This window comes from Streptomyces sp. NPDC048481, from assembly GCF_043200075.1.
Lineage (GTDB): Bacteria > Actinomycetota > Actinomycetes > Streptomycetales > Streptomycetaceae > Streptomyces.
In genome coordinates this window covers 118043-129907 of record NZ_JBICXC010000015.1, presented here as the reverse complement: position 1 = coordinate 129907, position 11865 = coordinate 118043, and the positions used below count along the sequence as shown (strand labels likewise).

Here is an 11865-nt window from a genome sequence, read left to right as displayed (position 1 = left end):
CGCGGGTTCCTCAGCGGGCGCCCACGGTACGCAGGGCGTGGGCGGGACGGCCGGCGGCTCTGCGCGTCAGCCACTCCTGGTAGACGGGCGCCTGCCGGGCCGCCTCCCAGTAGGCCCACTCCAACGACGGGAACCCGGTGTCGAGTTCATCGGCCGTCCGGGCCGCCAGGAGCAGCCGCACCCCGATCGGGTCACCGTGCAGGGGCCGGATGACGAGGTCGGACCGGGGCGGCAGCGCCGTCGGCTGGCTGACGGTGACCACCTCGCCGATGGCGGCCTGGAAGTAGGCGGTCAGGTAGTCGCCGTGCAGCACGTCCGGCTCGATGCCGGCGGCACGCAGCACCCGGTACACCCCGTCCCATTCGCCGTCGACGGTGGCGTCCACCATCCAGCGGTCGTGCGCGAGATCCGCGAGCCGCACCTCGCGCCGCGCGGCCGCGGGGTGGTCGGCGGCCATGGTCACGAACTGCGGCTCGCGCTGCATGAGGATCCGCACGCACAACCCGCTGGGCACGGACAGCGGGCTGCCCTCGACCTCGTGCACGAACGCCAGGTCGAGTCTGCCTTCGGCCACCTGGCGGAGCAGGGCGTTCGCGGACGCGGCCATCTGAAGGCTGGGTTCGACCGAGGGCATGCGGGCGCGCAGCCGTCTGAGCCAGCCGGGGACCGCCCGGCTGGCGGTGGCGCCGATGCGCAGCCGTGGACCGCAGGCCGCGCGGGCGGCCGCGGCGCGGGTCTGGGTCACGATCGCGGCGAGTTCGGCGACGAGCGGGCGGGCACGGCTCACCACGACGTGGCCCAGGGGCGTGGGGCGGCTGCCGGTGCCGTCGCGGATGAAGAGCCGGCAGTCCAGCAGTTGCTCGATGCGGCGCAGCTGTGTGCTCAACGAGGGCTGGCTCATGCCCAGTTCACGAGCAGCCTTGTGCAGGCTGCCGGTGTCGGCGATGGCGCACAGCACACGGAGGTGCCTCACCTCGAGCTCCATGCGCGGAGCGTAAAGGCTTGGCCTGATAGCGCGCCAGATGTTCAAACGCGAATGAAACAACACGAGTTGCCCGATAGCCGTGGGCTATCGCCTGTTGCCATCATCCGCCGGGACGCGTCACTGTCCCACACTCGGGTCGACCCACCGTTCACCACCCCACACGAACGAGTAGGAGCCCCCCACATGACGTCCACCCCTGCGTCCCCGACGACCGCGAAGACGTCCAGAAGGCTGCTGGCCATCGGCCTGGGCGTGACGTTCGCGGCGCTCGGCAGCGCGGTTCCGGCGAGCGCCCGGACCGCCGCCCCCGCCGCCACCGTCTCCTCCTCCGCCGCCGTCGGTGCCGGCTACACCGGTTCGGCGCGGGAGGCGGCCGAGAACAAGGCGTTCTTCGAGGCCGTGCTCGCCTCGGTCGCGAAGAAGCAGGCGGCCGACCCCGGCCTGCGGTCGGTGACCGTGTACTACAACGCCTCCCAGGCCCCGTCCTTCCGCTCCCAGATATCGAGCGCCGCCTCGGTCTGGAACAGCTCGGTGAGCAACGTGAAGCTCCAGTCCACCACGGGCAGCGCGGACTTCTCCTACTACGAGGGCAACGACTCCCGCGGATCGTACGCTTCGACCAACGGGCACGGCCGTGGCTACATCTTCCTCGACTACGCCCAGAACCGGCAGTACGACTCCGTCCGCGTCGCGGCACACGAGACCGGCCACGTGCTGGGACTGCCCGACCACTACAGCGGTCCCTGCAGCGAGCTGATGTCCGGCGGCGGCCCCGGAACGTCCTGCACGAACCGCTACCCCAACTCGACCGAGCGGGCGCGCGTGAACCAGCTGTGGGCCAACGGGCTCGCCAAGGCCCTCGACAAGCTGAACAAGGTCCGCTGACGGGCTGAGCACCCGAGGACTCCCGTCCCGCGCCGGAGCGGGCCGTGCCACCGACGGCACGGCCCGCTCCGGCGCGTCCCGAGGTCAGGAACCGCCCGACCCGTATCTACGTGCAGGTAGAGGGAGCGCCCCGGACGCCGTGCCGCCGTGCCATGCCATGGCATGCCCGAAGCAGACGGGGCCGCAGCGGCCGATGGACGGATGTGAGTACGGAATCCATGGATGAACACCAGGACGACGTAGCGGAGTTCGCGCTCCTGCTGACGCGTCTGAAGAAGCGTGCGGACCGCAGCTACGCGGTGCTGGCCCGCAGTCTCGGCATCACCGCCTCGACACTGCACCGCTACTGCACCGGGGAGGCGGTCCCCCCGGACTTCACGGGGATCGGCCGGTTCGCCGCCCTCTGCCGGGCCACCCCCGGCGAACGCGCCGAGCTGCACCGCCGGTGGATCCTGGCGACCGCGGCACGGCAGCGTTCACGACCGTCCGGCGCCCGGAGGGTACCGGCGTCCGGAGGCGACCCCTGCTCCGCGGCGGCGATGGCATCCTCGAGTCGGAGCGGTCCGGCGGACGAGGCACGCGAACCGGGTGGAAGCCCCGTGCCCACGGCGAGGCAGCCGTCCACCTCACGCCCGGAGACGTCCTCGCTGTCCATTCCGTGCCCGGAGCCATCCTTGCTGTCCATTGCGCGCCCGGAGGCGGCCTCGCCGGGCGATCCGGGTCCGCGCCCCGGACGCCGTCGGCGACGGCCCGGGCGAGCCATGGCACTGGCGTTGTCCCTCGCCGTCGCCCTCGGCTCCCTCACGGCGTCCGCCGCCGCCCCCGCGTCCGACGGCGCCGAGCCGTCGGCTTCCGCCCGCGTCGCCCTGCCGGAGACCTCGGCACCGGTCACGCGGAGCGGCGGCGACCGGGGGGAGGAGAGCGGCGGCAGCGGGCCGGAAGGCCGAGCGACCGCCGATCCGGTCCCGCCGTCGCCGTCCGCCCGCCTCACCGCGCCGGAACCCTCCGCGCCGGTCACCCACGGCGCCGACGGCGGGCAGGGGAAGGGGAGGAGCGCCGGCACGACCGCGCTGTCGCCCCCGCTCACCTGGACCGCCGACTCCCACATCTGGGGGGAGCTCGCGTGCGACCACGACTACGTGATCGCCAAGCCGCCGCAGCGGGTTCCGCCACCGCCGCACCCCGCGGACGCCGGGGCGTGGGCCGCCTCCCAGGGCGCCGTGCACGGGCGTGACACCAATGTGCGGATCACGGTGCAGGGACGCGGCTCCGACGCGGTCGCCCTGGAGGCGCTGCGTGTGCGTGTGGTCGAGCGGACCGTCCCCTCCGGCCGGCCCGGAGCCGCCGCCTATTCCATGGCCGACGGCTGCGGCGCCACCCTTCAGCCCCGCTACTTCTCCGTGGACCTCGACGCGCACAGCCCCCTGCCCCGTGCCATGCCCGCGGGCCGCCCGGACTCCCCGAGCTTCGCGGTCGACTTCCCCTACCGCGTCTCCTTGCGCCAGCCGGAAGTTCTGCTGGTGGTCGCGGACGCCGAGTCGTGCACCTGCGACTGGTACCTCGAACTCGACTGGTCCTCGCAGGGCCGCAGCGGCACGGTGCGCATCGACGACCACGGTCGCCCGTTTCGCACCACCACCGTCGAGGGCCTGCCTCACTACACGTATCGCAGGCCCGGCGGCTGGGTCCCCATGCCCACGGCCGACGGCGACGCGGGGACGGACGGCTGACGCCTGACGTGGGCCGCGTCCGACGGCCGGGAGATGCGGCGCCCGCGGTCCACGCGTCCCGGAACGGCGTCCCAGGGACAACCGTTTCCCCAGGTCAACAGGGGTGGGACGATCCCTTCGTCCCGGCCTCGGCGGCAACTGTGGCCCGGGGCCGCCGCGGTCCTGGAGTCTGTGGACGTCGCACCGGGCCGGTCGGCACGATCGCCGGGCCGGCAGGGCGGAGCGACCTCTGCGTCCGTTCACCGGGACACCTCCGCCATGGGGCCGTGTCCGGCGCCTCGCACCACGCTCCGTCCCGCGACGCAGGGTTCACCCAGGTTCGTCTTCAGACAAGGAAGTCACCACATGAACAGCAGCACTCCCGCTCGCCGTCGTCCGGGCCGCCGCGTGGCCGTCGCCGCCGGTCTCGTCCTGGCCCTCGGACTGGGCGCGGCGGCGCAGGCCTCGGCCGCCGCACCGAATTCCGTCGGCGCCGAAGCCCGCGTCTCGTCCCCGTCCACCGCGTTCTCGGACTCGGACGCCTCGCTGTCGGGCCGGCAGATGATCCGGGTGCTGAAGTCCCTGCTGCCCAAGGGCGCGAAGATCTCCGACCAGCAGAGCCAGGAAGGCTACGGCGCGCTGGTCTGGGACGACGGCCGCGGCAAGAGCCTGATCGGGGTGAACGCCCAGGAGGACATGGGCGACGTCCTCGAAGGGCGGATGGGCTGTGACGTCGGCCAGTACATCGAGTGCCAGGCCCTGACCCTGGCCGACGGCACGCAGGTGAAGCGGGCCAAGCGGGCTTCGGAGAAGGGCGGTTCCGCCGTGGTGTGGCTGGTCGACACCCTCCACCCCGACGGCCGCCGGGTCATCGTCCAGGAGGTGAACTCCTACGCCGAGAGCGGCCCGGTGACGCGACCGCAGCCCCCGCTCTCGCTCAACCGCCTCCAGGCCATCGCGCTCGACCCCCGCTGGGCGGGCTGAGCCGACCGCTGTCCGGAGACGACGGTCCGGGCAGGACGGACCACTGACCGCCGCACCTTCCTCGGACGGTGCGGCGGTCGGTGGCGGCGCGGGCGTACGGTCGGCCGGGGATCCGGCAGACGATCCGTGTCCCGGCGCTCGCCCAGCCGGATCGCGAGACGTCCTCAAGCACTCCCCGCGCTCAGGCGGGCGACAGCCCAGGGCAGGACCTCCTTGGCCACGGCAAGGCTGAACGGCCGCGCCAGCGAGCACAGTTCGGCGCAGGCCGCAGGACCGAGCGTGAGGTAGGGGAGGGCGGCCAGCCTGTCCGTGGTGTGCTCGATCTCCGCCCTGCGCCGCGTACCGTCCTCGGACAGCGCCAAGTGCGGCCCGTCGTCGAGCCATCCCTCCTCACGCAGGCGCCGCACGGCCTCGTCCCACTGCTGCGGCGACCATGCACGCGAGTCGCGCAGCACCCCCGCGTCGACGTCGCCCGCGGCGGCATGCGTGACGAGGGACTCGATCCCGCTCAGTCCGGCGGTCAGCAGCGCCCCCACGTGACCGTCGCCACGGAACTCCCGCAGGAGGGTCTGCGCGTGCCAGAGCACGAGGTGCGGCGCCGTCGGCCACGGAAGTGCGGCGTGCGCGGCGAAGAGGGGGCGCCCCTGCGGGTGACCCACAGCTGATTCGGCGGCGGCGCGGGCGAGTTCCGCCGCGCGGACCATCTCCGGTGAGGCGATCTCCTGGCCGAGGACACGGCGGAGCGTGGCATCGATCCCGGCCAGCCGGGCTGCGGCGAACCGCTGTGGCGTGGCGGCCTCCCATGCCGCGGGTACGGCCCGGCGCACCAGTTGCGGATTGAAGTTGTAGAACGTGGCGATCACCAGGTCCGCCGAAGCGGCGCCGAGCGCGGCCGAACGGGACGCGAAGTAACCCGTCCTGCGGTCCACGCCCAACTCGGCGTACCGGGCGGCGGCTTCGGGCGAGAAGTAGACGGCGCCGTGGTAAGGCTCCAGGGTTCTCCAGGTCTCGCGTGCGAGGGCGAGGCTGTCGCGGTTCGTGCCGTGCGTCATCAGCGGCTCTCCGTCCTGTGGCGGATGAAACGACGTTCTCCGGCGAGCAGTTCACTGAGCACTTCACCGAGCAGTTCGTCGGTCGGTTCATCGAGCGATGAAGCGCAGGACGGCGCATCGACCGCATCGGTCGTACCGTCTGGTCGGTACGCTACCGGAGAGCTGCGTCGGCGACTACGGCGAAGTCGCGCCAGTCGCGCCAGTCGCGGCAGCGAGTTCCGGCGTGTGCCGGAGCGCGGGGAGGCGCACGCGGCGTACGGCGGCACGTGGGGTGCGCACGGTTGCGTCCGCTCGGTCCGCGCGCTCCCTGCCCCGACGTGGGCGGCCGGGGCAGGGTGGGCGGACGCCGGGGGGAGAGCCGCCGTCCCGGTAGGCCGTCTGGAGGGGTGGGTGTGCCGGGTGGACGAAGGCCGTGACGAGGGTCGTGACGAGGGGCGTGACGAGATCCGGTTCGACGGCCGCGTGGTCGTGGTGACCGGTGGGGGCCGGGGACTGGGCAGGGCGTACGCGCTGCTCCTCGCGGCGCGCGGCGCGCAGGTCCTGGTCAACGACGCGGGGACCGCGACCGACGGACGCGGGGCGTCGCCCGCGCCCGCCCGGGCCGTCGTCGAGGAGATCCGGGCGGCGGGCGGGCAGGCGCTCGCGGACGGGCACGACGTCGCCACCGCGACCGGCGCCCGGGCCCTGGTGGCCGCCGCGCTGGAGCGGTGGGGACGGCTGGACGCCCTGGTCAACAACGCGGGCATCTCGATCCTGCGCCCGCTGGAGAAGCTCACCGACGACGAATGCCGGAGGGTGCTGGACACCCACGCGGGCGGCACGCTCAACATGCTGCGGGCCGTATGGCCGCACATGACCGCCGCCGGGTACGGGCGGATCGTCAACACGTGCTCCGACGCCCTGTTCGGCGACACGGGGCTCAGCGCGTACGCCGCGGGCAAGGGCGCCGTGCTGGGGCTGACCACCTCCGCGGCGGCGGAGGGCGCCGCACACGGCGTCAAGGTCAACGCGGTCGTGCCCGTCGCCGCGACCCGCATGTCCCTGGAGGCGGTCCGCGACGACGAGCGCACGACCGCGCTGCTCACCGAGCTGTTCCCCGCCCGGCACGTCGCCCCCGTGGTGGCGTTGCTCGCCCACGAGAGCGCCCCCTGCACCGGTCTGCTCCTCCACGCGGCCGGCCGGCGCACCGCCCGGATCTTCCTGGGCGCCACCGAAGGCGTCGTGTGGACGGGGGACCCCACACCGGAACTGGTCCGGGACGCCTTCCCGCGGATCTGCGACACCGGAGCGTTCCGCACCCCGGGGAGCGTCAGCGAGTCCATGAGCTACTCCCTCGCCCGGCTGGGCGCCGGGGCGGCCGGGCCGCCTGTCCTCGACCTCACGTCCCCGGCCGCCCGCGAATGACGTGCGCACACCTGCCCCGCGCCGCCCGCTACGGCTCCGGGAGGACCCGTGCCACAGGACATGGACTTCGCTCTCCCCGCCGCCACGCAGATCAGCCCCTGCCTCGAAGACGCCCGCCGGCACAACCTGGCCTGGGTGCGCCGCACCGGGCTGACCGGTGACGACCGGTCCCTGGCCTGGTACGCCTCCTGGGACATGCCGCGCCTGGCCGCGCTGGGCTTCCCGCACGCCCGGGGCCCGGCCCTGGACCTGCTGGCGGACGCGATGGGGTTCTTCTTCGTCTTCGACGACCAGTTCGACGGTCCCCTCGGCCGCGACCCGGCCCGGACCGCCCGCGTCTGCCAGACGCTGATCGACATCGCGCACGGCGCCCCGCCGCCGCTCGGCGCCGACCCCTGCACGACGGCGTTCGCCGACATCCGGGCCCGAAGCACCGACGGCGCCCCTGCGGCCTGGACCGCCCGCACCGCCCACGAATGGGAGTACTACTTCGCCGCGCAGGCCCACGAGGCGCGCGGTCGCCTCCGCGGCTCCCCGGCCGGTCTCGACGCCTACCTCCAGGTCCGGCGCGGCGTCGCGGGCACCGACCTGCCCCTCTCGCTCGGGGAACGCGCGGCCGGCCTCACCGTCCCCGCCTGCGCCTTCCACAGTCCCGAGCTGCGGATCATGCGCCGGGACGCCATCGACGTCACCCTGATGTGCAACGACGTGTACTCCCTGGAGAAGGAGGAGGCCCGCGGCGACATGGACAACCTCGTCCTCGTCCTCGAACGGGCCCGGCGTCTCACCCGCGGCCAGGCCCTCGCCGCGGCTCGCGACGAGGTGGACCGGCGCGTCCGGCGCTTCCAGGATCTGGCCGGCCGGGTGCCCGCCGTCTGCGCGCAGCTCGCCCTGGCCGAACGGGAGCGGGCCGACGTCGCGGGCTATGTCGACGTCATGCGCGCGTGGATGAGCGGCTACCACGCCTGGCAGACCGCAACCCGCCGCTACCGGGACGCACCCCGCGTCGTGCCGCCCTCGGGCCCCGGCCACCTGGGCCGGGTCCTGCACACCGGCGCGGCCCGGCCGCCGCGTCCCGGGCCGAGATCGTTCCCGGCCCGGTGACGGAACCGCGCCCTGTCGTCCCCGCCGCCCGCCGTCCGTGAAACCTGACCGCTCACGCCGACCGAACCGTCGGAGCCACAGCCGGGCCGCCGGTCGGGCCGGGGGTCGGTTCCGTGCCCGGGATCAGGCCGCGAGCAGCTCCGGCTCGCGTTCCGGCGTCCTGGCCTGGGACTTCCTGTTGGGCAGCGAGAGCCGGAAGACCTTGCTCCACGCGGAGAAGACCTGCTTGGGCAGCGGCCCGGTGACGTACTCCAGCTCGTACTTCTCGAACAGTGCGCGCACCTTCACCGCGACCTCGGCGTAGCGGTTGCTCGGCAGGTCGGGGAAGAGGTGGTGCTCGATCTGGTGCGAGAGGTTGCCGGTCATGAAGTGCATGGCCTTGCTGCCGCTGATGTTCGCCGAGCCCATCATCTGGCGCAGGTACCACTGGCCGCGCGTCTCGCCCTTGATCGACCGGCGCTCGAAGACCTGGACGCCCTCGGGGAAGTGCCCGCACATGATCACCGAGTGCGACCAGATGTTGCGCACCAGGTTCGCGGTGAAGGTGGCGCCGAGCGTGGTGAGGAACGACGGGCCCGACAGCAGCGGGTGGATCACGTAGTCCTTGAGCACCTGCTTGCGGATCTTGCGGCCCACGGCCCTGGCCCGCTCACGGAACTCCGGGTTCTTGCGGCGGCGCTTGCCCAGGTTCTTGCCCAGCTCCAGGTCGTACGCCGCGATGCCGTACTCGAAGAAGCAGGCGTTCAGGAAGTTCCACAGCGGCTGGCCGAGGTGGAACGGGTGCCACTTCTGGTCCTCGTCGACGCGCATGATGCCGTAGCCGAGGTCGTTGTCCTTGCCGATCACGTTGGTGTACGTGTGGTGCAGCTCGTTGTGCGAGTGCTTCCACTGGTCGGCCGGCGAGACGTGGTCCCACTCCCACGTGGTGGAGTGGATCTTGGGGTCCCGCATCCAGTCCCACTGGCCGTGCAGGATGTTGTGCCCGATCTCCATGTTGTCCATGATCTTCGCCACGGACAGACCGGCGGTGCCGATCAGCCACGCGGGCGGGAAGAACGAGAACAGCAGCACACCCCTGCTCACCAGCTCCAGCTTGCGCTGCGCCGAGATGACCTTGCGGATGTAGGCGGCGTCCTTCTCTCCGCGGCCGGCGATCACCTCGTCGCGGATCGCGTCCAGCTCGCGGCCGAGCTCCTCGATCTGCTCCGCGGTCAGGTGGGCGGTGGGGTCGATGGCGGTCAAGATGCTCCTACCGTTCGATGTCACAGGGGCCCGCGGCGGCGGACACGCAGGTCTGGATGAGGACGCCCGGCTCGGCCTCGGTGATCTCGCCGGTGCGCAGGTCGCGGACGGCGCCCGCCTTGAGCGGCGTGAGGCAGCCGAAGCAGATGCCCATGCGGCACCCGGAGGGCATGAGCACGCCGGCCTCCTCGCCGACGTCCAGCAGCGGCGTGGCGCCGCCCGCGTCGGCTGTCCTGCCGGTGACGCTGAAGGTGACCTCGCCGCCGTCGCCGGTGACGACGACGCCGGGGCGGAACCGCTCGATGTGCAGGCGCTCCGGTACGCCGTGCTCGCCCCAGTGCTTCTCGGCGGCGTCGAGCAGGCCGGCGGGCCCGCAGGCCCAGGTCTCGCGCTCGGCCCAGTCGGGCACGAGTTCTTCGAGGCGGGTGACGTCGAGCATGCCGTCGGTGTCGCTGTGCACCTCGGTGAGCCGCAGCTTCCCGTCCGCGACCATGCGGTGCAGTTCGGCGCGGAAGATCACGTCCTGCGGCCGTGGCGCGCTGTGGACCAGGACGACGTCGTCGAGCCCGCTGTCGCGCAGCATGCCCATCACGGGCGTGATGCCGCTGCCGGCCGTCAGGTAGAGCACCTTGGCGGGCCTGGCCCGCGGCAGCACGAAGTCGCCGGTCGCCTGGTCGAGGTGGATCAGCGTCCCCGGCTTCGCCCTGCGGACCAGGTGGTTGCTGACCTTGCCGTCCGGGATCGCCTTCACGGTGACCGTGACGCGTCCGTCCCGCCGGTCCGTCGGCGACGTGAGGGAGTAGGCGCGCCACAGGCGCACCCCGTCGACGTCGACGCCGATCCGCACGTACTGTCCCGCCGTGTGACCGCGCCAGCCCCGCCCCGGCCGGATCACGACCGTCGCGGCGTCGGCCGTCTCGGGGTGCACGGCCTCGATGCGGCCGCGCAGGTCGGCGCCGGCGCGCAGCGGGCTGACCAGGTCGAGGTAGTCCGACGGCAGGAGCGGCGTCGTGACCATCTCCAGCAGTTTCCACGCCCTGCCGCGGAGGGCTGTACTCGTCATGATTCCAGCTTGCTGCGCCTCAAGGCGTAAAGTCCTGACCGCAGGACGTGAATCTGGTCTGCTGAATTGTTCGCAGGGAACAAAAACGTGAGTCATGCAATCCGGAGGGCCAGCGAACTGGCTCTCGACGAGACGACGGTGACCGCACTGCGGTCCGCGCTGGGAAGCACCGCCGACGAGATCGTCCAGGCGATCATCGACGAGGTCCCTTCCTACGCCAACGCCCTTTCGGGCAGCATGGGCGGCACCATCCGCCGGGCCGTGCGCACCGCTCTGGGGCACTACCTGGACCTCGCGAGCGGGAACGCCACGGGCGGCGACGGCGGTGACGCGGCCTACGAGCTGGGCCGCGGCGAGGTGCGCGACGGCCGCTCGATGGACGCCCTGCTCAGCGCCTACCGCGTGGGCGCCCGCGTGGCGTGGCGGTGCCTGGCGGCGGGGGCGGTGCCGGCGGGTCTGCCCGCCGCCGAGGTCGCCAAGTTCGCCGAGCTGACCTTCGCCTACATCGACGAGCTGTCCGCCGCGAGCGCCGCGGGCCACGCCGACGAACTGGCCGCCCGGGGCCGGGCCCAGGAGCGCCATCTGGAACACCTGGCCCGCGACCTCCTCGCCGGCGCGAGCCCGGACGTGCTGCTGGCCTCGGCCCAGCGGGCCGGGTGGCAGCCCCCGGTCTCGCTGACCGCGGTCCTGCTGCCCGCCGCCCAGGCCCGGCCCGCCTACCGCGCGCTCGACCCGAGCACCCTCGTCCTCGACGACCTGCCGGACGCCACCGGTGTGCTGTTCGTCCCCGATGCCGACCGGTCGCACCTCCTGCGGCAGCTGACCGACCGCACCGCCGTGGCCGGCCCGGCCCGGCCGTGGACCCGCGCGTCCGCCTCCTACTCACGGGCCCTGCGCGCGCGTTCCCTCTCCTCCGCGATCCGCGACACCGAGGACCATCTGCCCGAGCTGGTGCTGAGCGCCGACATGGACGCCTTCGCGGACCTGCGTGCCCGGGCCCTCGCACCGCTGCGGACCCTGCCCGCCGCGACCGCGGCGCGGCTGGAGGAGACACTGCGGGCGTGGCTGCTGCACCAGGGCAGACGGGACGAGGTGGCGGCGGCGCTGTTCGTCCACCCGCAGACCGTCCGGTACCGGATGTCGCAGCTGCGGGAGCTCTTTCCGGATCTCGCGTCGCCGCACCGGGTCCTGGAACTGACGCTGGCGGTCGGTCTGCGGCCCGGCTGACGCGTGAGTCGACGGCCCACCAGAGCCGTCCGGGAACCGTGCCGGGCCCGCCGTCGCCCCGGCCGAGCGGGCGACGAGGCTCATCCGCTCCCGGACAGGCGGCCGGAGACGACTCGTGCGGACCGCGCACCCGGATGACGCGGATCCGTGTGCGTCGTCGACGCAGATCAGGACGTCGCGCGGCCCGCACACCCCGGCCGGCCTCGCCAG

General features: G+C 73.2%; 10 protein-coding genes and 1 pseudogene. 7 read left to right on the top strand and 4 right to left on the bottom strand.

Features of this window, described 5'->3' with window-relative positions:
* Positions 1-10: 10 nt before the first annotated feature.
* Positions 11-985, bottom strand: a complete 975-nt coding sequence (locus ACGFSH_RS32610; protein ID WP_393354864.1) for a LysR family transcriptional regulator — start codon at positions 983-985, stop codon at positions 11-13.
* Positions 986-1168: 183 nt separating this feature from the next.
* On the opposite strand from ACGFSH_RS32610, the gene snpA reads away from it, so the two are divergent.
* The 4 genes and pseudogenes from snpA to ACGFSH_RS32590 all read left to right on the top strand — a co-directional run bounded on the left by snpA (position 1169) and on the right by ACGFSH_RS32590 (position 4563).
* A complete protein-coding gene (snpA, locus tag ACGFSH_RS32605) occupies positions 1169-1870 on the top strand; it encodes a snapalysin (protein WP_393354862.1) in 702 nt (233 codons plus the stop codon).
* 152 nt (positions 1871-2022) lie between these two features.
* Positions 2023-2295, top strand: a pseudogene (locus ACGFSH_RS32600) (helix-turn-helix domain-containing protein); the annotation flags it as partial.
* Positions 2296-2631: 336 nt separating this feature from the next.
* A complete protein-coding gene (locus tag ACGFSH_RS32595) occupies positions 2632-3600 on the top strand; it encodes a hypothetical protein (protein WP_393354918.1) in 969 nt (322 codons plus the stop codon).
* A gap of 345 nt (positions 3601-3945) precedes the next feature.
* Positions 3946-4563 (top strand): hypothetical protein, encoded by a 618-nt coding sequence (locus ACGFSH_RS32590; RefSeq protein ID WP_393354860.1) that lies wholly within the window; start codon positions 3946-3948, stop codon positions 4561-4563.
* A 164-nt stretch (positions 4564-4727) separates the two neighbouring features.
* Here ACGFSH_RS32590 and ACGFSH_RS32585 read toward each other — a convergent pair whose 3' ends face one another.
* Positions 4728-5615 carry a hypothetical protein gene (locus ACGFSH_RS32585; RefSeq protein WP_393354858.1) on the bottom strand — a complete coding sequence of 296 codons (888 nt, stop codon included), beginning with the start codon at positions 5613-5615 and terminating at the stop codon, positions 4728-4730.
* A gap of 399 nt (positions 5616-6014) precedes the next feature.
* Between ACGFSH_RS32585 and ACGFSH_RS32580 the strand changes: the two genes are divergently transcribed.
* Entirely contained in the window at positions 6015-7019 is a 1005-nt protein-coding gene (locus tag ACGFSH_RS32580; RefSeq protein ID WP_393354856.1) for an SDR family NAD(P)-dependent oxidoreductase, read from the top strand.
* Between the two features lie 60 nt (positions 7020-7079).
* The gene (locus tag ACGFSH_RS32575; RefSeq protein WP_393354854.1) at positions 7080-8123 is read left to right on the top strand and encodes a terpene cyclase; all 1044 of its coding nucleotides are present in this window, start codon (positions 7080-7082) and stop codon (positions 8121-8123) included.
* A gap of 123 nt (positions 8124-8246) precedes the next feature.
* On the opposite strand, the gene ACGFSH_RS32570 is transcribed toward ACGFSH_RS32575, so the two are convergent.
* Both ACGFSH_RS32570 and ACGFSH_RS32565 read right to left on the bottom strand, forming a co-directional pair.
* On the bottom strand, positions 8247-9365 hold the full coding sequence (locus ACGFSH_RS32570; protein ID WP_393354852.1) for a fatty acid desaturase family protein: 1119 nt from the start codon (positions 9363-9365) through the stop codon (positions 8247-8249).
* Between the two features lie 7 nt (positions 9366-9372).
* Positions 9373-10428: a ferredoxin reductase gene (locus tag ACGFSH_RS32565; protein ID WP_393354850.1), complete on the bottom strand. Its 1056-nt coding sequence runs from the start codon at positions 10426-10428 to the stop codon at positions 9373-9375.
* A gap of 87 nt (positions 10429-10515) precedes the next feature.
* On the opposite strand from ACGFSH_RS32565, the gene ACGFSH_RS32560 reads away from it, so the two are divergent.
* Positions 10516-11655: a PucR family transcriptional regulator gene (locus ACGFSH_RS32560; RefSeq protein WP_393354848.1), complete on the top strand. Its 1140-nt coding sequence runs from the start codon at positions 10516-10518 to the stop codon at positions 11653-11655.
* The last annotated feature ends 210 nt before the right edge of the window (positions 11656-11865 follow it).

Bases quoted from the DNA above. Each gene is read 5' to 3' on its own strand.
- ACGFSH_RS32610 (WP_393354864.1), bottom strand. From the start codon at position 985: ATGGAGCTCGAGGTGAGGCACCTCCGTGTGCTGTGCGCCATCGCCGAC.
- snpA (WP_393354862.1), top strand. From the start codon at position 1,169: ATGACGTCCACCCCTGCGTCCCCGACGACCGCGAAGACGTCCAGAAGG.
- ACGFSH_RS32595 (WP_393354918.1), top strand. From the start codon at position 2,632: ATGGCACTGGCGTTGTCCCTCGCCGTCGCCCTCGGCTCCCTCACGGCG.
- ACGFSH_RS32590 (WP_393354860.1), top strand. From the start codon at position 3,946: ATGAACAGCAGCACTCCCGCTCGCCGTCGTCCGGGCCGCCGCGTGGCC.
- ACGFSH_RS32585 (WP_393354858.1), bottom strand. From the start codon at position 5,615: ATGACGCACGGCACGAACCGCGACAGCCTCGCCCTCGCACGCGAGACC.
- ACGFSH_RS32575 (WP_393354854.1), top strand. From the start codon at position 7,080: ATGGACTTCGCTCTCCCCGCCGCCACGCAGATCAGCCCCTGCCTCGAA.
- ACGFSH_RS32565 (WP_393354850.1), bottom strand. From the start codon at position 10,428: ATGACGAGTACAGCCCTCCGCGGCAGGGCGTGGAAACTGCTGGAGATG.